Source organism: Brevundimonas sp. FV1ps31S, from assembly GCF_058681265.1.
Genome location: NZ_CM178735.1, coordinates 952,873 through 972,741, shown reverse-complemented (window position 1 = coordinate 972,741; position 19,869 = coordinate 952,873). Strand labels below are relative to the sequence as shown.

General features: G+C 66.0%; 17 protein-coding genes. 12 read left to right on the top strand and 5 right to left on the bottom strand.

The window, feature by feature from the left end; all coding sequences use genetic code 11:
* Positions 1-71 precede the first annotated feature (71 nt).
* The 11 genes from ACVPT3_RS04510 to ACVPT3_RS04460 all read left to right on the top strand — a co-directional run bounded on the left by ACVPT3_RS04510 (position 72) and on the right by ACVPT3_RS04460 (position 13,299).
* Positions 72-1,235 (top strand): site-specific integrase, encoded by a 1,164-nt coding sequence (locus tag ACVPT3_RS04510; RefSeq protein WP_492043000.1) that lies wholly within the window; start codon positions 72-74, stop codon positions 1,233-1,235.
* 213 nt (positions 1,236-1,448) lie between these two features.
* On the top strand, positions 1,449-2,108 hold the full coding sequence (locus ACVPT3_RS04505; protein WP_492042999.1) for a hypothetical protein: 660 nt from the start codon (positions 1,449-1,451) through the stop codon (positions 2,106-2,108).
* Between the two features lie 343 nt (positions 2,109-2,451).
* Complete coding sequence (locus tag ACVPT3_RS04500) at positions 2,452-4,362, top strand: methyl-accepting chemotaxis protein (protein WP_492042998.1); 1,911 nt, start codon at positions 2,452-2,454, stop codon at positions 4,360-4,362.
* Positions 4,359-5,819 (top strand): chemotaxis protein CheW, encoded by a 1,461-nt coding sequence (locus ACVPT3_RS04495; protein WP_492042997.1) that lies wholly within the window; start codon positions 4,359-4,361, stop codon positions 5,817-5,819. Before ACVPT3_RS04500 ends, ACVPT3_RS04495 begins: the two co-directional genes overlap by 4 nt.
* Complete coding sequence (gene cheB / locus ACVPT3_RS04490; protein ID WP_492042996.1) at positions 5,816-6,907, top strand: chemotaxis-specific protein-glutamate methyltransferase CheB; 1,092 nt, start codon at positions 5,816-5,818, stop codon at positions 6,905-6,907. Before ACVPT3_RS04495 ends, cheB begins: the two co-directional genes overlap by 4 nt.
* A gap of 17 nt (positions 6,908-6,924) precedes the next feature.
* On the top strand, positions 6,925-7,755 hold the full coding sequence (locus ACVPT3_RS04485) for a CheR family methyltransferase (protein WP_492042995.1): 831 nt from the start codon (positions 6,925-6,927) through the stop codon (positions 7,753-7,755).
* Positions 7,755-9,677, top strand: a complete 1,923-nt coding sequence (locus tag ACVPT3_RS04480; protein ID WP_492042994.1) for a chemotaxis protein CheA — start codon at positions 7,755-7,757, stop codon at positions 9,675-9,677. The genes ACVPT3_RS04485 and ACVPT3_RS04480 overlap by 1 nt, the downstream gene beginning before the upstream one ends.
* On the top strand, positions 9,674-9,934 hold the full coding sequence (locus ACVPT3_RS04475; protein WP_492042993.1) for a hypothetical protein: 261 nt from the start codon (positions 9,674-9,676) through the stop codon (positions 9,932-9,934). Before ACVPT3_RS04480 ends, ACVPT3_RS04475 begins: the two co-directional genes overlap by 4 nt.
* 71 nt (positions 9,935-10,005) lie before the next feature.
* Complete coding sequence (locus ACVPT3_RS04470) at positions 10,006-10,386, top strand: response regulator transcription factor (protein ID WP_492042992.1); 381 nt, start codon at positions 10,006-10,008, stop codon at positions 10,384-10,386.
* A complete protein-coding gene (locus ACVPT3_RS04465) occupies positions 10,383-11,030 on the top strand; it encodes a chemotaxis protein CheX (RefSeq protein ID WP_492042991.1) in 648 nt (215 codons plus the stop codon). Before ACVPT3_RS04470 ends, ACVPT3_RS04465 begins: the two co-directional genes overlap by 4 nt.
* The gene (locus ACVPT3_RS04460; protein ID WP_492042990.1) at positions 11,020-13,299 is read left to right on the top strand and encodes a hybrid sensor histidine kinase/response regulator; all 2,280 of its coding nucleotides are present in this window, start codon (positions 11,020-11,022) and stop codon (positions 13,297-13,299) included. The genes ACVPT3_RS04465 and ACVPT3_RS04460 overlap by 11 nt, the downstream gene beginning before the upstream one ends.
* 220 nt (positions 13,300-13,519) lie before the next feature.
* Here the strand turns inward: ACVPT3_RS04460 and ACVPT3_RS04455 are convergent, their stop codons facing one another.
* From ACVPT3_RS04455 to ACVPT3_RS04440, 4 genes are all read right to left on the bottom strand, one after another.
* On the bottom strand, positions 13,520-13,744 hold the full coding sequence (locus tag ACVPT3_RS04455; protein WP_492042989.1) for a helix-turn-helix domain-containing protein: 225 nt from the start codon (positions 13,742-13,744) through the stop codon (positions 13,520-13,522).
* Positions 13,745-13,925: 181 nt separating this feature from the next.
* On the bottom strand, positions 13,926-14,180 hold the full coding sequence (locus tag ACVPT3_RS04450) for a sigma-70 family RNA polymerase sigma factor (RefSeq protein ID WP_492042988.1): 255 nt from the start codon (positions 14,178-14,180) through the stop codon (positions 13,926-13,928).
* On the bottom strand, positions 14,177-14,617 hold the full coding sequence (locus ACVPT3_RS04445) for a HEPN domain-containing protein (protein WP_492042987.1): 441 nt from the start codon (positions 14,615-14,617) through the stop codon (positions 14,177-14,179). The genes ACVPT3_RS04450 and ACVPT3_RS04445 overlap by 4 nt, the downstream gene beginning before the upstream one ends.
* Entirely contained in the window at positions 14,614-14,994 is a 381-nt protein-coding gene (locus ACVPT3_RS04440) for a hypothetical protein (protein ID WP_492042986.1), read from the bottom strand. Before ACVPT3_RS04440 ends, ACVPT3_RS04445 begins: the two co-directional genes overlap by 4 nt.
* A gap of 135 nt (positions 14,995-15,129) precedes the next feature.
* Between ACVPT3_RS04440 and ACVPT3_RS04435 the strand changes: the two genes are divergently transcribed.
* Positions 15,130-15,360, top strand: coding sequence for a helix-turn-helix domain-containing protein (locus ACVPT3_RS04435; RefSeq protein ID WP_128115729.1), 231 nt, complete (start codon positions 15,130-15,132; stop codon positions 15,358-15,360).
* A gap of 695 nt (positions 15,361-16,055) precedes the next feature.
* Here ACVPT3_RS04435 and ACVPT3_RS04430 read toward each other — a convergent pair.
* Positions 16,056-19,757 carry a hypothetical protein gene (locus ACVPT3_RS04430; protein ID WP_492042985.1) on the bottom strand — a complete coding sequence of 1,234 codons (3,702 nt, stop codon included), beginning with the start codon at positions 19,755-19,757 and terminating at the stop codon, positions 16,056-16,058.
* Positions 19,758-19,869: the final 112 nt, after the last annotated feature.

Below are 19,869 nucleotides of genomic sequence, written 5' to 3'. Positions count from 1 at the left end.
CCTCTCGCTTCCACCTCGCTGCCACGGAATCGGAGAGTCAGAAAGTTCGGTGTCTGAGAAAGGATGCTGGCATGGCCAATGAGAAGCTGACGAAGCGAGCGGTAGACCGGCTTGAGCCTCGCGAGAAAGATTACATTGTCTTCGACGAGGATCTGCCTGGCTTCGGCGTGCGGGTCATGCCGAGCGGCAAGCGCTTCTATCTGATCCAGTACCGTCGGCATGGTCGGACCCGACGCGTGATGATCGGTCCGCACGGACCAGTCACGGCCGAGATCGCCCGCCGCGAGGCGAACCGGATGCTGGGCGCCGTGCGGGGCGGCGGCGACGATCCCGCGACACTCCGGGATATTGAGCGCCAGGCGGCGACCATTCCCGAACTGGGCGCCCGCTTTCTTAAGGAGCACGTCGAGGTGCGCTGCAAACCCTCGACCCAGTATGAGTACCGGCGGGCGGTCGAACTCTTCATCAATCCGTTCTTCGGCAGGCAGAGGGTCAGGACGGTGACCTCGGCCGACGCGGCGGAGCTTCACGGCAAGTACGCCAACACCCCGTATCAATCCAATCGGGTTCTGGGCGTGCTCTCCAAGATGATGAACCTCGCGGAGGTCTGGGGCATGCGGGATCGGCGCACCAACCCCTGTGACGACGTTCGTCCCTTCCCGGAGCGGAAGCGCGAGCGCTTCCTGTCGCCCGAAGAGATCGAGCGCCTGGGCGCGGCCCTCAACGAGGCCGAGCGCTCAGGCGCGGAAAGCCGCTTCGCCGTCGCAGCATTCCGCCTTCTGCTCCTCACCGGCTGCCGGCTTGGGGAAATCCAGCGGCTCAAGTGGAGCTATGTCGATCTGGGCGCATCTCGGATTCGCCTTCCTGACAGCAAGACCGGGGCTAAGACCGTCTACCTCGGCGCCGCCGTCGTTGAACTCCTACGCAAGCTGCCGGAGGTGGACGGCAATCCCTACGTCATCGTCGGGAAGTTGCCGGGAACCCACCTGACCGATCTTCAGCATCCGTGGCGTCGCATCCGGGCGTCGGCGGCTTTGGACGACGTTCGCATCCATGATCTTCGCCATACCTTCGCATCGGACGGTGTGCTGGGCGGCGAGGGTCTCCCGATGATTGGAAAACTGCTTGGACACACCCAGGTCCAGACCACCGTTCGCTACGCTCACCTCGCCGACAATCCGGTCAAAGAGGCCGCAACGAGGATTGCGGGACGGCTGGCGGCGGCGCTCGGATGACCCGTCACCACCGACTGTATCAAGGCTGCGACCGAGTCATCCGCCAGACAGCAGAAAGCCCGCCATTTCTGACGGGCTTTCCTTCTTCCGTTGACAATGAGGGGGGGCTCGCGCCCGCGTGTCTCAAAGCCGATGCAATATATAATGGTGAAGGCGTGAAAACCTGTCAACCGGCGCGCCCCCTGCCCTGTCCGGAGACGTCAGGGTTTTCAAATGTTCACTGACGACGAACTCCGCGATTTGCCGACGATCATCTCTGGACCGCGATTTGCGACCTATCTTCGGGCCTGCGGAAACGACACGGCTAGCGCCTTGCGGCTCTACGTCTGGAATGCCGAGGTCTCGGCGGCCTTCATCGTCCCGCTACACATATGTGAAGTCGCGGTCCGCAACGGCGTAGTCGAGGCTATTGAGCGCGTTCACGGCCCCAACTGGCCGTGGTCCAACGGCTTCATCCGAAGCCTACCCGCACCGAAGAAACCCCATCACTACAATCCCCAGGTCAATCTTCGGGCCGTCGCAGCGAAGCAGCCGACCACCGGCAAGGTCGTCGCGGATCTTAACTTCGCTTTCTGGGAAAAGGTCTTCACCGTCGGCCAGGACCAGCGCCTTTGGGCGCCGCATATGCACGCCGTCTTCCCCGGCCTTTCCCCGGCGGTCCCAACACCGGCGGCACGAGCGCAGGCGTTTCGGTTGCTCCAAGACATTCGGCATTTCCGCAACCGGATCGCACACCACGAACCGATCTTCGGGCGGCAACTCGCGGATGACTATACGAGCATACGGCTTCTGATCGAGTGGCGCAGGCCGGCAGGCGCAACTTGGCTTGATCGCATTGAGCGTATTTCAGCTCTGTTGGCCCTCCGTCCGTAGACACGGGACGTTGTTCGCCCCTGAACCCTCCGGATCGACTTCTGAATTGCGCCGATTTCGTTGAAAAAGGCGGCTGCTGAGATAGCCGCCAGTAACGGACATTCAATGTGCGCCGAAAAGCAGACCCTCATGATCGCGCACATGTCCGATTGGCGACGTACCTAATCTGTCGGAAGTCCCGGCAGTGCAGGCAGCTCGCGCCGATGTTTGGGCGTCCATCCCCCATGCCGGTCTTTCCGTGACTGTGTCTGGCAGCGTGATACACTAATGAGCCGTCTACGTCCGTGACCGGCCCGACGGGATGGTCTAGCGTGCGGACGGTATTCGAAAAAAAGGTTCGTGAATGGCGCTGGTCAAGACCACAGCTTTGTCTGGTCAGGGTGCGGGACGCACGCCGAAGGCCGCGCCCCCCGCGCCAAAGCGGGCGGGCTCAAGATCTCTCGCGGGCGGCGGGCACACCGCTGTCGAGCGTGTCGCCGCCGCGACCCAGGAACTCTCCGGCGGCATCGCCGAGGCCGCGAGCGCGGCGGAAGAGCTGCGCCGCGCCCTGGAACAGATCGCCGGCGGGGCTGAAGAAGCCGCCGGCGCCGCCCATGAATCCCTGGCCTCCGTCGCCAGTCTCGGAGAGGCCTTCGGGGAAGCCCGGACGCGTGCAGGTGACGCCCGCACGCGCACCGAAGCCCTGCAGACGGCGATCACCGAGAGCGCGGTCCAGATCGAAGGCTCCATCGCCTCCGTGAGGTCGACGGCCGAACGGCAACTGGCCGCGGTTGCTGCCATCTCGGCTCTTGAAGAGCATGCCGGTGCCATCGGGGAGATCACCCGGGCGGTGGCGGACATCTCGGACCGCACCAGCCTGCTGGCGCTGAACGCCGCCATCGAAGCGGCCCGCGCCGGCGACAACGGACGCGGTTTTGCCGTGGTCGCTGACGAGGTGCGGGCACTGGCGGAAACCGCCGAAACCCGCGCTCGCGACGTCCAGAGCCTAGCGGACAACATCGCCTCCGAGGTCCAGATCATCGCCACCCGGGTCAAGGCCGCCGCTCAGGCCGCCGCCGACGGCGCCGCGTCCGCCGGCAAGGTCTCCACCGACCTTCAGTCCGTGCGGCAGGAGGCGGGAGACATGTCCCGCGACGCCGAGACGGTGTTGACCTCCGCCATCGAGGCCGACATCGCGCTGCGCGAGGCGCAGAAGGGGGCCGAAAGCGTCGCCTCCGCCGCCGAAGAACAGGCGGCGGCCGCCGGCGAGGCCCAGCGCGCTGTGCAGCAGCAGACCGTATCGCTCGAACAAAGCCAGCAGACGTCTGAAGAACTGGCCCGGCTGAGCGATGTCCTTCAGGGCGAAACCGGCGCGGCCGCCGCGGCCGAGCAGGTCAGCGTGTCCGCCGAGGAGCTCTCGGCGGCCGTTCAGCAACTCTCCGGCGCGGCCACCGAAATCCTCGCAGCGGTCGATCAGATCAGTCGCGGTGCCCAGATTCAGGCCAGCGCGACCCAGCAGGCCACCACAGCGATGAGCCAGATCGAAAGGTCGGCCGAGGTCGCCCGTGATGTCGCCGAACGCTCGCTGACCCGCGCCTCCGAGACCCGGACCCGCGTCGCCGACGGCCGCGCCGCCGTAGCCGCCCTGTCCGCCGGGGTCGCCCACGGATTGACGGAGACCACCGAGGTGATCGCCCTGCTGGGCGGCCTTGAGACGCTCGGCCGCCGGATCGACAAGATCGTCGACGGCATAGCCCTGCTGGCCGTCCAAACCACCATGCTGGCCGTCAGTGGGTCGGTCGAGGCCGCTCGCGCCGGGGAAGCGGGACGCGGCTTCGCCTTGGTCAGCTCCGACATCCGCGGACTGGCGAGGGACGCCGGCGAGAACGCCGACCGGATCAAGGATCGTGTCTGGCTCATTCAGGCCCAGACGCTCGCCTCGCGGCGCGAGTTGGAAACCATTGTCGCCGGCGCCGGCGCCGAGGTCGTACGTAATCGCATGATCGACGAACGGCTGGCGGAGGTGGAGAGCGACCTTACCAACATTCGCGACGGCTCTGAAGCGATCCTAGACGGATCCAGCGCGATCCTGGCGACGGTCAATGAAGTGCTCGTGGGCACCCGCCAGATCGCCGCTGCGGCCGAGGAGGCCTCGGGCGCCTCTGTCCAGGCTGCCGCCGCCGCGCGGCAACAGGCCCAAAGCTCGGAAGACCTCGCGGTGGCGATCGAGGAGATCGCCTCGCTCGCGGACGCACTGAAAACCGGCGCGGCATGAGCTCGTCACAGGTCGCGTCCCGAACCCCGACGGATGCTGCGTCGGTCCAGGTGCTCCGGTTCCGGGTGGATGGCGTGACCATGGCGGTGCCTTCCGCGATCATCAGTGAGGTCGCACGCGACCTCGCCGTCACCCGCGTGCCCCATGCGCCTGCCTGCGTGGAGGGGGTGGCGAGCGCGCGCGGCGCCGTGCTGCCGATGATTTCGGCGGCGCGACTGTTCGGACGTGCGGAAACGCCGACGACCGCCGCCACCCGGTCGATCGTGATGGATCTCGACCGCCCCCTCGCCCTCAAAGTCGACGCGGTCATCGGACTGGGCGCCATGGAGGCCTCCGGGCACGGCAAGGCCTCGGTATTCGTCGCCGAGGGTGAAGCGATCCGGGTGGTGGATCTGGATGCCGCGCTTCTGGCGGCCTTCGGAACCGCAAGGGCCGGCGGCGCGTCGAGCCGTCCGCTGGCGGGCACTTCGGTTTCTGCCGAGGCCGAACAGGTCGAGGCGACGACGCAAATCCTGACCTTCACCGTCGCCGGGCAGACCCACGGCCTGCCGATCGCTGCCGTGGTCGAGGTGATCAACACGCCGACGGGCATCGCGCCCCTGCCGCATGGCGAGCGCGCCGATCTTGGCGTCGCCCCCTATCGCCGCGGCGTCCTGCCGGTCGTGGACCTCGCCGCCCTGATGGGGCTGGTCCCGCCGACGACGCCAGGAAAATTGGTCGTCCTGCGGATCGGCGCCGCCCTGGCGGGGTTACGGGTCGACAGCCTGCAGGTCGTCTTGCGAATTCCGGACAGCGCCATCGGCCCCGCCCCCGCCCTGCTCAATCGCGGCGGCGGAGAAGCCGCCATCGAGGCGCTGGCCCGCGTTGGATCAGGCCGGGTGGTCAGTCTGCTGTCGCCCGAACGCCTGTTCCGGCCCGAAGCGCTTGAACAGATCATGGCCGATGGCCGACAGGAGCTTGAGACGGTGGCCGTGGATACGACGCAGGACACTGAAACCTTCCTGATCTTCCAGCTCGGCGGGGAAACCTACGGCCTGCCCATCGCCGACATCGACGAGGTGGTCACGGCTCCCGAAACCCTCACCCGGGTTCCAAATGCTCCGGCCTTTATCGAGGGCGTGATGGATCTGCGGGGCCGAGTCATTCCGGTGATTGATCAGGGCAAACGTTTCGGCGCCGACCGCGCGACCGCGGGCGCGCGCAAGGTGATCGTCACGGCGGGGGGCGCGCTTCAGGCAGGCTTTATCGTCGACGCCGTCGCCGGCATCCGGGCCATCCCGCGGTCCGACCTGGCGTCGGCCTCGGAGCTGTTGGCCGACGATCGCGCGATCTTCGACCGCGTGGCCCGCAATCCCGACGGAACGGTGATCCTGATCGCCAACGCCCGGACTCTGCTGGACCAGGCTGAGGCGGACGTCCTGACCGCCCTTTCTGCGGAGCTCGGCTCCCCCGCGTGATCAAGCTGCTGGTCGTTGACGATTCCGCCCTGATGCGTCGTCTGCTCGCGGACGTTTTCGGACGGGACGACGGGTTCGAACTCGCCTTCGCGCGCGACGGCGTCGAGGCGCTGGAGAAGCTCGAGACCTTCCGCCCCGACGTCATCACCCTGGACATCAACATGCCGGGCCTGAACGGGCTGGAGACGCTGGACCGGATCATGCTCCAGCGCCCCTGCCCCGTGGTCATGCTGTCCGCCCTGACAACGGAGGGCGCCGAGGAGACGCTCGAGGCCCTGACCTTGGGCGCCGTAGATTTCGTCGCCAAGCCGACCGGCGCCGTTTCCTTGAAGATCGACGCCCTCGCCGACGAGCTGATCGATACGGTGCGCTCGGCGGCCTCGGCGCGGGTCCGTCGCACCCATCGGCTGGCCGAACGCGTCCGGATGAAGACGCAAGGCGCAGCGCGCGCTCCGGTCGTCTCGGCGCGCCAGCCGCCCGAGCCTTCTGACCAGCCGTCCGGCGGCGATCTGCCCGGACTAGTCGTGATCGGGGCCTCAACCGGAGGCCCGCCCGCCCTCGATGCGGTCCTCGGCGCTTTGCCCGAAGACTTCCCGTGGCCGATTGTAATCGCCCAGCACATGCCCGCCAGCTTCACCGGCTCCCTGGCGCGCCGGCTGGACGGCTTCTGTCGCCTTCGCGTGGTCGAGGCGGCGCAGGCGACGCGGCTGGAGCCCGGGCTTGTGGTGGTCGCGCGAGGCGACGCCGACATGATCCTGTCGCGACGGGCTGGCGGCATTTTCGCCCTCCCCGCTCCCCAAGACGAACGCCGGCGCTGGCATCCGAGCGTCGATCGTCTTGTCGAAAGCGCGCGTCAGGTCATGCCCGCCGACAAACTCGCCGGGGTGCTGCTGACCGGAATGGGCAATGACGGCGCGACCGCCATGACCGCCCTTCAGGCCGAAGGTGGCTGGACCGTCGCGGAGTCCGAGCAGACCGCGGTTGTCTGGGGCATGCCTGGCGAGTTGGCCAAGGCCGGCGGCGCGACCGTCATCGCCGACCTTGGCGACATCGGCGCCCATCTGGCCTCAGCGGTCCGCGCTCGATGAGCCGGGGAACGCCGGGTATGGCGAACTTCCACCTGACCGCCGAGAGCCTGGAGCAGATCTGCGAGTTCCTCTATCGCCGCACCGGCATGATCTTCGGCGAGAAGAAGCGCTACTACATCGAGCGGCGGGTAGCCGACCGGATGAAGGCGAACGGGACGGAGTCCTTCACCTTCTACTTCGGCCTGCTGCGCGCCGATCCGGCTGAGGGCGAAGCCTTGGTCAACGCCTTCACGGTCAACGAAACCTATTTCTATCGCGAAGACCACCAGCTGAAATGTCTCTCGGACAACCTCCTGCCGGAGCTGATCCGCGGCAAGGTGCCGGGCGACAGGATCCGCATCTGGTCCAACCCCTGCTCCAGTGGCGAGGAGCCCTATTCCATCGCCCTGTGGCTGCTGGAGAACTGGCGGCTGGTCGACGCTTATAATGTCGAGATTCTCGGTTCCGACATCGACAGCCACGCCTTGGCCGCGGCGGCGGCTGGCGAATACCGCGACCGCGCCCTGTCGCGACTGCCGACTTCGGTGCTGGAAAGCTACTTCAAGCCGACGTGTCACCACCAACGCCAGCTCATCGATGACCTCCGGGAATCGATCAGCCTGTCGCCCGCCAATCTGATCGACCGCGCCTCGATGGCCGACCACGGCAGGTTCGAGGTCATCTTCTGCCGCAACGTCCTGATCTATTTCGACGACGCCGCGCGCAAGATCGCCGTCGGCCATCTGTTCGACGCCTTGGTCCCCGGGGGTTTCCTTTGCCTCGGACATACGGAATCCATGAGCCGGATTTCCGATGCCTTCGAGCTCCGGCGCTTTCCGGATGCGATGGTCTATCAAAGGCCGGTGTGATGGACGAACTGCTCGAACAGTTCCTGATCGAGGGCCCTGAACTGGCGCAGCGCGCGGGTCAGGACTTGCTGGCGCTTGAACGCACCCCGGAAGACGCCGCCCTGATCGACAGCGCCTTTCGGGCCATTCACACCCTGAAGGGATCGGTCGGACTGTTCGATCTGGCGCCTATGGGGCGGGTGCTGCATTGGGCCGAAGACGTGCTCGACGCGGTTCGCAAGGGAGGGCTCGCGGTGACCGGCGACCTGATCGACGTGCTTCTCGCCGTCGTTGATCGCACCGACACCTGGCTGGAGGACGTCGGTCGCGTGGGCGCGCTGGACGCCGACGCCGACAGGGACGCCGATCATCTCGTGGCGCGGCTCACAGAATATCTCGGCGGGGCTGATGATGATGACCGAGCGCTGGCGAAGGCCGCTCCGGATGTCGGCTGGGTGGAGAGCCTCAGGCTGCGCCATCCCGAGGTGCGTGGACGACTGACGGCCGCCCGCTATCGCCCCGACGCCCAGGCCTTCTTCCGGGGCGACGATCCCCTGGCCATCGCCCGCGCTGTGCCCGACCTCCGCGCCCTGGAGGTATCGACGGGACCGGCGGACCTGTCGGCCGACTACGATCCCTTCCTATGCCGGCTAGAGTTCCAACTGCTGTCCGGAGCGGACCTCGACGGAGTCGCCGACGCCCTCCGTCTGGTGAAGGACCAAGCGGACATCGTCCTGTCGACGGATCGCGACACTGTCGACAACGTCCCGACCGCGGTCCCATCCGACAAGACTGGTACAGCTTCGACCAGCCTGAGGGTCGATGGTCGACAGGTCGACGCGCTCGCCGATCAGGCGGACCAGCTCGTCATCGCCAAGAACGCTCTGCTAGGCTTGGCTGACCCCGACGGCGAGCTGGCGCGGGTTCAGGCCATGATCGACCGGCTGACGACCGATCTGCATCGCGGCGTGATGCGCCTTCGCATGACACCCCTGTCGCCGGTCCTGCGTCGCCTCGAACGGCAGGCCCGCCAGTTGGCGGCTGAACTCGGAAAGTCCGTCGACATCGAGGTCAGGGGCCATGCGGTCGAGGCGGACAAGGGCGTCGTCGACGGCCTGTACGAGCCTCTGCTCCACCTTGTGCGAAACGCGCTCGACCACGGGGTCGAGGACACCGTCGAACGGCGCGCCGCCGAAAAGATTGACCGGGCGACCCTGTCCATCCGCGCGCGGGTGGACGGTGACGAGGTGGAGGTCGAGGTGCGTGACAACGGTCGCGGCATGAATCCGGCGCGGCTGCGCGAGGTCGCCCGGGCTCGGGGCCTTGGCGACCGCATCGATCTGGACGGCCTGAGCGACCAGTCGGCTTTGGAACTCATCTTCCTGCCCGGCTTCTCGACGGTCTCCAACGTCAGCGCGGTCTCCGGACGCGGCGTTGGAATGGATGCGGTGCGTGAGGCCGTCAGGGGACTCGGCGGCCGCATCGCGATCGACAGCACGCCGGGCCAAGGCTCCGCACTGACGCTGCGCCTTCCGCTGACCGTGGTGATGACGCGGGTGCTGGTCGTAGAGGCGCGGGGTGAGCGGTTCGGGCTACTGCTTTCCGAAGTTCAGGAAACACTGCGTATCGGAGCTGAAGAGATCACGCCCGTCCGGTTAGGATCCGCGATCGTCGTCCGGGAAACCGTGCTCCCCTATGTCCGTCTGCGCGATCTGGTGTCCCCCGGCGTTCCGGCGGCTCCCGACAGCGGCCTGACGGTCTTGATCGTCGACGGCGCGGAAGGCCGCCTCGCCCTGGGCGTTGACAGCGTTCAGGCGCGTTTGGATGTCGTCCTTAAACCCTTGGCCGGCCTGCTGGCCGCCGTCCCGGGCGCGACCGGCACCACCCTGCTTGGCGATGGAAAGCTCCTGCTGGTCCTCGACGTAAAGGCCCTCGTCCGATGAGCATCGCCGTGGGCTCCGACCGGATCGTTATCGCAGGCGTGGCCCGGGTTGAGGACGCCGAGCCTCTGGCGAACGCCCTGATCGCGGCTCCGGAAACGACCGTCGATCTGTCGGCCTGTTCGGATCTCCACGGGGCCGTGCTGCAGGTCCTGCTGGTCTTCGCGCCGAAAGCCGTCGGCTATGTCGGCAACCCGTCTCTGGAGACGTGGTTGACGCCATTTCTCGCGTCAAAGTTTGAAGCCAAACCCGAGACTTGACGGGACAGACCGTTCAGTGGCGCTTATAAGACGTTGCCATCCCATCCCGGAAACAAGGGGCGCAACCGCGTATGACTACCCTTCTCATCGTCGACGACAGCAAGCTGGCCCGGATCGTTCTAGGCAAGGCGGTCGCGGCCCTGCAGCCGGAATGGACGCGGGTGGAAGCCGGTAATGCGGACGAGGCCCTGGCGCAGATCGCGGATGGCGCAGTGGATCTGGCGATCCTCGACTACAATATGCCGGGCCGGAACGGACTGGACCTCGCTGAAGAGCTTCGGGCCGCCCACCCGGCCATGCCGATCGCCCTTGCCACTGCCAACGTTCAGGATGAGATCATCGCGCGGGCGCGCGACGCCGACGTTTCCTTCATCGCCAAGCCGGTAACCGAGGACAGCGTCCGCGGTTTCCTGTCCGGAGCGTCCCTCAAACTGCGGTCCCTCAAGGCGTGACCCAGACCGGCGGATATCTGGACGACCTCGAGCAGGACGCCCTGACCGAGCTGGTCAACATCGGCGTCAGCCGCGCAGCGGCCAGCCTGCGCAAGATGATCGGACACCAGGTCCTTCTGTCGGTGCCGGCGTTGGAAATCGTCAGCCGACGGGTGGCTGCTACCCTGATCCGCGAACGGGAAGGCGGCGATCTCGTCGCCGTGCGCCAGGACTTCGAAGGCGCCTTCTCGGGCCGCGCCCTGCTCATCTTCCCCGAGGCCAACAGCCTAGCCCTCGTGCGGGCGGTGACCGGCGACGAGCTGGACGAGGCCGGCGTGCTCGAGATGGAGGACGAAGCCCTGTCCGAGACCGGCAATGTGGTCCTCTACGGTTGCCTGGCGACCATGGCCAATATGCTGAAGCGGCCGCTGGAAATGTCCCTGCCGGCGGTCATCCGCGGCGATGGCCAGGTTCTGTTCGAGCTGTCCGATACCGACCCGTCCAGCACGACGGGGGTGGTGCTTTTCCTCTACATCAACTTCTCGGTCAGCGGTCGTGACATCCGCGGCTATATTGCTATGCTGATGGACCTGCCGTCGATCGAGGCGCTCAAGGTGCTGATCGCCGAGTTCCTCGAGCGTATCGTCGGCGCCGATGCCTCCTGAGTTTTCGCTGACGCCTGAGGGGCGGTCTCTTGAGGGTGCCAGCGGCGCCTGGGACTGGGACATCGCCGGAGACCGCCTGCGCGCCGACGCCCGGTTCGCCGAACTGTACGGTCTTGATCGCGATATGGCGCGCGAGGGGATGCCGACCGCGACGTTCTTTTCCGCGATCGACGAAGAGGACCGGATGCGGGTCCGTATCTCCGTCGCCGGGGTCCTGCACGGCGCCGAAGTGTTCGCCCGCGAGTATCGGCTGCGCCATCCCGACGGCGGCGTCCGCTGGGTGCTGGCAAAGGGGGGGCTGACCTTGGATGAGGCCGGAGCGCCCGCGCGGTTCACCGGCGTCCTCAGCGACATCACCGAACAGAAGCGTGTCCAGCAACAGCTCCGCATCGCGCAAACCGCCGGCGGCGTCGGCAGCTTCGAATATGTCAGCGGCTTCGGCACAGCGAGCGTGTCCGAACAGTTCTGCGCCCTGCTCGGCCTGCTTCCGGCCGACGCCCTGCCCGTTCGCACCATCAATGCCGTCGTGGCGCCGGGCGAACCGCCGATCATTCTCGCAATTGAGACCGCGCCGGAACAGCAGTCGGCCTATTCCGAATTCCGCATCCAGCGCGCCGACACCGGCGCTGAACGATGGCTTGCGCGGCGCGGCGAACTGATCCGCGACGGCGGCCCGCTGGGCGTCCGCTTCGTCGGCGTGATCTATGACGTCACGGACGCCAAACTGGCCGAGGCCCGTCTTCGCGAGCTGGCGGCGACGCTGGAACAACGGGTCGAGGCCCGGACCCAGGAACGCGACCGCGTCTGGGCCCTGTCGCGCGACCTCCTCGTCGTCGCCGACCGCACCGGGCGCCTGCGCGCCACCAATCCCGCCTGGGGCCGAATTCTCGGATACGAGGACGGCTATTTCGAAGGCCGGGCCTTTGACGCCTTCATCCATCCCGACGACCGGGCCGGCCTGCGACGCATGATCGAGGGCCTGGGGGACCTTGGGCCGGTCGAGAGCTTCGAAAGCCGGGTGTGCGACGCCCACGGCGATTATCGCTGGATCGACTGGAGCGGCGCGGGGCAGGACGACGAACTCTTCCTCACGGGCCGTGACATCAGCCAGCGCAAACAGCTCGAGGAACAGCTGCGGCAGAGCCAGAAGATGGAAGCGGTCGGCCAGCTGACCGGCGGCCTCGCCCATGACTTCAACAATATGCTCACCGGGGTCATCGGCAGCCTCGACATCATGCGCCGGCGGATCGCGGACGGACGCACGCAGGATCTCGACCGGTTCATGGACGCGGCCTCGACCTCGGCCGAACGCGCCGCCGGCCTCACCCATCGTCTGCTGGCCTTCTCCCGCCAGCAGTCGCTCGACACCCGCGCCGTCGACGTCAACGAACTTGTCGCGTCGATGGAGGATCTGCTCACCCGGACGCTGGGCGAGCAGACCCGGCTGCAGGTGCGTCTCGACACAGCGACGTGGCCGGCCTGGAGCGACGCCAACCAGTTGGAAAGCGCGGTACTCAATCTGGCGATCAATGCGCGCGACGCCATGCCGAACGGCGGCGTCTTAACGCTGGAGACCGCGAATGTCAGCCTTGGCGCGGATACGGACCTGACCGTGCCCGCCGGCGACTATGTTCACATCCGGGTTCACGACACCGGAGCCGGGATTCCGCCGGACGTCATCGACCGCGTCTTCGACCCCTTCTTCACCACCAAGCCGATCGGACAGGGAACGGGTCTCGGCCTGTCGATGATCTACGGATTCATGCGGCAGGCGGGCGGCGGTGTCTCAATCGCCAGCGAGCCCGGAGCAGGCACCACCATCGACCTTTATCTTCCGCGTGCCGCCTCGGTCCCGGCGGCCGAGGACGATCAGCCGAAGCTTACGCCTCGTGGTCAGGGCGAGACCATTCTCGTCGTCGAGGACGACCCATCGGTGCGTCTGCTGGTTCTCGATGTCCTGACGGAGATCGGCTACAAGCCGCTGGAGGCCTCCGAGGCGGAAAGCGCCCTAATCCAGTTGCGTGCCCAGCATGTCGATCTACTTGTTACCGACGTGGGTCTGCCCGGTTTGAACGGCAGGCAACTGGCGGATATGGCGCTCAAACTCCAGCCGCAGCTTCGAGTGTTGTTCATGACAGGCTATGCGGAGCAGGCCACCGACCGCAGCGCCTTCCTGGGCCCGGAGATGTCGATGATCACGAAGCCCTTCACCATCGACACGTTCGCCGCACGGATCCGAAAATTGATGAGCGCCCTGTCCACCGGTTAGGCTCAGTGTCGGTTGAGACAGAAAAAGGCCTCTCAGTTTCATCAGTAGTTTGGGTTAAACTCCCGACTACCGGAGGCCGGTTGGTCGGCGAAGGTGGTTGCTTGGCCTCGTAGCGAGATCTGCCGCCATAAGCGGACCTACCCAACCGCCGCTATGAGTCAGAGTCGGTCTTACCGAGAGCTCGCTGGCTTCGACATGCTGCAGCTGAGGCTAGAGGCCTCTAGCAATCGTGGGTTTGGTCATCCCCTGTGGAACTACGACGGCTAGACTCCACCCAGCTGATAAGTTCGTCCACCACATAGAGCACCGTGCCGCCCGCCTTTCGATAAGCTGGACCTGTCCCATGCACGCGGTACTTCTCAAGCGTTCGGGGAGAGAGGCGCAGGAGCGCCGCAGCCTCAGCGGTCCGCAGGTATCGCAGTTGTTCAAGACGTTGGCGGGACATGGGTGGGCGCTCCTACGCCGTCACGATTCCTCCTTTCCAAATCCGAAGAAATCCCGAGGCATCCGACCGTGAGACTGCGGCCTCCAGGCGGGCGGGGGAAGCGCTCCGCTGGCTCGCTCATCGGCTAATGATCGGCGTTTGTCTGACAATGCCGGCGCAAAGCCTATCCTGCCCTAGACCCTCATTCGCATTCAGGAGCCCCTCCATCGCCCGCCTGCTCGACGGCGCGGCTCAGGCGTCCGAGTGCCCCTGCCAGACGCGCTTCGACCGCTCTGGTCTCGATGCCCAGGCGCTCGGCGATCTGCTCCACAGGCATTCCGGTGAAGCGATGGAGGACGAAGACATCCCGATGGCGGCGAGGGAGCCGCCGGATCGCCCGAACAAGAACTTGGCGCTCGCGGTCATCGTCGTCCAACTGCGATGGCGGCAGACTCATTGATCGGTCCCGTTCACGATAGCTATCGCGGCCTCAACCGCGCCCAAAAGGTCGCAGATGGTTTGATCGACGACTTCGGGCAGAAGCGGGAGGCTTGGCTTGATTCCTGAACGCAGGGCACCGCACCCATAAAGCGGACCGAGCACGGCAGCGAGTTCGGCAATGCCTCCAGGGACAGCCTCGAACCCCAGCATCCTGACGCAGCGGAGCGCCTTGCTAAGATCGTGACGGAGCCAGACGCGAGTCCAATCGTCAGAGAAGCCGCGATGCAGGAGATATGCCTTCAGGCCGAGTTCGATGGCGATGGCTACGTAGTAGGCGGATGACGACCCTTCCCGGCCCTTAGCCGCCTGCCCCATCTCGTGGAAGGCTCGCGCATTCCTGACGAAGGCGCGAGCGAGCGCCCTATCTGGCTCGCGGCGCCGCCGATTTCTCATGACGCCCTTCGGATCGCATCGAGGTCGCGAACCGCTCGCCTCAGTATCCCGTGGACCACCGCGTTCTCTTCGGGAGGACTTAGCCGCTCGGCAACGCGGAGGTTCGCCAACACGGCATCGAAGTCGCGACTCGGACTGGTAGGAATCTTGCGCAATGACCGAACAAGCCGTCGATGCATGATACGCAGGAGCGCCTCCAAATCGGACAGGCCGCTGGCATGTTGCGCAGCGTCCTTTTCAGCGTCCGTTAGGGCGAACCACCCTGGCTGCCGCTCCAGCCCACCATTCAGCTCGCACCACGCATCGAGGTGACGATTGTGCTGGTCATCCAGAGCAAGCCAGTTTCGATGCCAAGTGAGTCTCTGATCATCAGACATGCGTGACCTCCCGCGCGGCAGCTCGGTCGCTCAGTGAGTGCTGAACGGTGGAGTTTGATGGAATCTCCACTACACTCGACTGAATTTCGGCGAGCAAGTCAACGAAATTCCGCCACGTAAGAAGGAATTTCGGTCATGCTGCATGCGTCACAAGTTCGAATGGCCCGCGCGGCATTGAGAATTAGCGTGCGAGAGCTCGCCGCGTTGTCGGGAGTAGCCGACTCCACGATCCTCCGTTTTGAGACTGGGAAGGGAGCGATCCTCACCACAAACATGGCCCGCATCCAGGAAGCCTTGGAAGAGGCCGGAGTTCTATTTCTTCCCGCCGACCCCAATGGTGGGCCTGGAGTCAGGCTGAAAACCTGATCATGCTCAACGCATGATGGCCCTACGCCGGGACAGGGGCGGGCTGTCAGGGGTGGGCGCCATACGCGCCAATCGCGCAGCGACGGCGAAGCCGCCCTTGACCGGTCGGCACTGTCCTAGCGCACTTGAGTATGCGTTGCTGGTCAAAAAAGCTGCGTTTTCGCTAGCCTTTTCAGAGACATAGAAGCAATGAAAAGGTGACGGCGTCTGTGCGCCTTGTGATATGTGATTGAAAATGCTCGCCGTTTTAGCCCCCAACCCCGTCCGCACCTTGCGGCTTTTATCTTGCCCTCTTAATCGGGCTCCTCTCTTTTTTCTCCGGCATGACCGTCCTCCTTTCTCTGGTGGTCGCCAGTGTACTCCGATGGACGAGTAGACGCGAGAATCGACGCTTTGAGGTTGGATCCGTGTTTCTTGGGAGAACTCGGGGCGCGCCGTGCACTCTTCCGGGCTCATCGACGGCGGGCTTGGGACCGTCTGAGCGGTCGTCGAGCCGTCGAGGCACATGCTGCTATCGGACTCGCGGGGCATCGTCACAGGCATTCCAGCGTGGTCCTGGATTGCTCCGGCCACAGGCAAAATATCGGGCTTTCTGCGTTTCCTTGGTCTCCGCCCTTTGTATCCGCCAAGCGGATCGTACTGCTGCCTGAAGCTCCGCGGTGAGAGTGATTCTCAACACCGGTGTCCGCTCGCAGTTAGCTCAGCATTTTCTGCTGCTCAGCGCGGATATCGACGTACTCGGCCCGTTGATCCCAGTCCGCAGCGATCGCCTCGAGAAGTCGTGCGGTCTTCGGGGATCCCGCAGCTATGCGCGCCCAGTCGCGATACGTCCGGGCGAAGGCGCGTTCCTGATCGCCGCCCTCGAATAGGCCACGACTGAAGACGCCGCGCATGTTGAAGCGCTCGGTCAGCAGCCCCTGACTGACCTCCGGAGCGTTCAGGCCCTCGAGAAGGTCGCGCACGCTGCGATGAGGCCAGGCGCCGTCGGGATCGGGCGGGGCATGGGCCAGGATATGGCCGATGTAGATATCTGTGACCTCGCGCCGATCCGACTCGGCTCCTGCGCGGACGGCCTCCACCCAGGACCGAAGCGCCTCCAGATCGACGGCGGTCCCGTCCAGGCCAGGCAGGCGCTTGAACTCGGACAACAGGGTGTAGGCCGCGCTGACCCGGGCCTTGCGGCGTTCAGCCGCCGCTTCGTCCGACGGGTCGTTGTCGGCGGCGTCCGCGGTTTCGCCCGCCTTGGTCGGAAAGACTTCGCGCAGCACTGACAGATAGAAGTCGGGACTGGTCGCCATTAGGCCGTGAATGGCCAAGGCTCGTCTGGAATGCTGGAGAAGGGGTAGATAGGCATATTCACGCCGGGCGATATCGTCGAGCGAGACGTCGGCCCGGTTGTCCAGCGCGTCGAAAACCTTGCCCACGCGATAGCCGAACATCTGGTCCACCGGCTGCGCCGCGCGGTTGATCTCGTCCAGCGTGGCGTCGAGCAGTTTCAGCACCACGGGCGAGGGAAGGATGTCGAGGCGGCTGGAGGTCGCCTCCAGGGCCGCGCTGGCTCTTCCGGCGTCCACATAGCGCCCGGCCGCGCGCAGCACCGAGGCCTCATCGCCCTTCAGCGGCCAAGGGCGTTTGCGCGCCCAGTATTCCGCGTCGAAGTCGCCGCCCAGACCCTCGACATAGTCCCACGTCTCCGGCTCGTCCGGCCAGTTGAGAACAAGCACTACCGACCGGTCGATGGGAACGCCGGCGGTGGCGATGATCAGGGGAAGGGCGTCGCCCCATACGGCCTCGAACCGTGTGCGCGCCATCGCCGAAAAGGCGGCGGCGAAATCGAGCGCCCCGGCCACGTCCGAGCCGAGGGCCGCCTGTACGAAGGGGAGGGCCTGGGCGACATCGGACAGTCGAGGCACGGCGGCCTGGGCGACAGACCACGGCAGTTTGACGCCGCTCGCCAGCTCAAGGAGCAGATGCGGGGCGTTCGGTCGGTCCAGAAGGGGAGCGAGAGCATTTTCGCGCGCCACCTGGATGACGCCTTCGTCGTCATCGTCGTTGCCGGGAATATCGGGGAACCAGTCGTCAAACAGCCAGGCGATCCGATCCTCGACGTCGGCGGGGCCATAGGCGTCCACGAGGCGAGAGAGATCGTCGAGCGCTTCCGCCGGCATCGCCCAGGCAGCACCCACGAACTTCCGGTGGCGGTTCCGCAGATCGCGGATCTTGGTCCAGAGCGGCTCCCGGTCGCCCTCGGACGCCGTGGCCAGATAGGCTTCGATGAGCACCACCGCGCGAGCCCGGCTGTCGGGATCGAACCGGTCCAGCCGGTCGACGAGATCGCCGAGACGGGCCGGATCGTTTTCCGCGCCCGTGAGCACGCGGTCAATGACGGCCTGGAACATCTCTGCGACGTCCCGGTTCGTGAGCGAGGGTTTGACCGACGATCCCGCTTCCCGGAAGCGGGGCTTCTGGGTTGGTGAACTTACGTCATGATGGGCGGGAAGCAGGGCAAGGAGAAGCCGCCATCCGGTGGCCGGCGCGCTCCGCAGGACCGCGTCGATCGCCGCCAGACGCAGGGCGGAATCGGCGTAGGTGCTGGGTGCCCAGGCGACGAGGATTTCGCGAAGGCTGTTGAAGGGCCGGTTGCCAATCCGGCCGCCGGGATCGATGCCGTCAAGGCGGGCCAGCAAAATGCAGATCCGGACGAGGTAGGCCGGATCCCAGGCCAAGGTCTCGAGCGCGAAAAGCAGGCTGACATGATCGCTGGACGGGGAGAGGAGACCTTCTTCCTCCACGAACAGCGGGGCTAGCTTACCGCCCTCGAGCAGACGCTCGAGGGCCCCCAGCAAAGGGTCTGGGGCCGCCTCCATGAGAAGGGGCAGTTCGGCGCGCAGACTGGCGATCAGCCGATGGTCATCGGTCAGGCCGGGCAGTTCGGCGACCACGCTATCGACCCAGGCCTTCGGGGTGGTGCCCGGGATCTGCAGTCCCGCCTGTTCGCTCAGAACCGCGATCTGAAGGAGGGTGGTGGTCAGGCCGTCGCGCAGCCAACTGCTGAACCGGCTGTCGGCGTCGGGATCGGGCCGGAAAAGGGCGTCCGGCGACGGCGGCGCATCGATGCGGGACAGAACAGTCGTGGCCGCGGCCCGGAAACGGTCGAGATCCTCGGGACCGATCAGATAGCCGAGTTGGACAAAGGCGTCGACCGGCGCACGCATCTTCCACACGGAGCCGATGAACTCGATCGGCGGGTCATCCATGCGCTTCAGGCCCCGCAGGGCAGATTCCAGGCTTGTGATCGATCCGTCGGCGACGAGGCTTCCGACGACCTGGATGTCAGCCGGCTTCAGGGCGTCCCATCCCCCGGCGAGCAAGGCCGGGATGAGGGCCTGACCCTGGGCGTGCCAGTTCGGCTTGGGTGCCAGCGGGTTGGCCGGAAATGTTCGGGCCAGGATGGTGACGCTGCGCCCCGAGGCGCGGGCCACCAAGGCCGCCTTATGCTCATCCAGCCCCATGGTCTTCAGGGCCTCCGTCATGCGGTGGCCCGTGGCGCGGGCCAGTTGCTCGGTGGTCCGCTGGGGCAGGTCGCCGCCGACGGCGCAAAGCGTCGGGCCATACTGCGCGAGGGATGAGGCGAGGTTGCGCGCGCCGGCCCTCGGCAGCAGCACTAGGTTGGACCGGGTCAGTTCCCGCGCCGCCTGCTCGGTATCGACGACCAAGGTTCGGGCGTCGAGATACTCGCGCTTGACGGGATCGGCCCTGCGGATGGCTGCCACGGCGAACGCGATGACCTCTTCCGGCGAATCCGCCGCGAGGCTGATGGGTCCCGCCCCGCCGATCAGTCGATCCACGAGCGCATCGGCCTGATTCTCCCGATCGCACAGCAGAACATCCTCGGTCAGCGGCGTCTCGAAGCGGCGCGAGTATTCATCCCAGAACTGATCGACCGACCGGACGCCCGGCGGAACGACGCCGAGCTGGCGGGCGAATTTGGCGGCGACGCCGGGGGCTTCGCTCAGCCAGTGGGCCATGGCAATGCCGTCGAAAGCCTTGACGTCCTTCCAGTCACCCTTGGCCCGCTGCTCCGCGATCCAGTCCGCCAGGGGCTTCTTGGCGTCATTCCACCGCCGGGCGCTGGCGAGAACCAGCGTCAGGCTTTTGCGCCGAGCCTCCGGAATGGCCTTGGTCTTGGACTTGTAGTCCTTGTCGAACTTGGCGCGGGGGCCGACGTCTTCGCTGCTGGAACCGAACTCCCAGATCGACTCGCCCGCCGGCACCCAAGGCTCGGCGCCTTCGGAGGTCACGGACCCGTCGTACCCCCGCACTTGGCTGCTCTCGCCCCACGGAACCCGGAAATCGGTGATGTGGTCCGCCGTCGCCCGGATCAGGTCGGCGATCATCTTGGGAAAGTTCTCGCGCGAGGCTTCCGAACGTCCCCAAGTGTCAAGTTGCCCTGCCGAAATCCAGTCCATCGTTTTGCGCGTCCTCCGCTACCCGATCCTCGGCTGGACG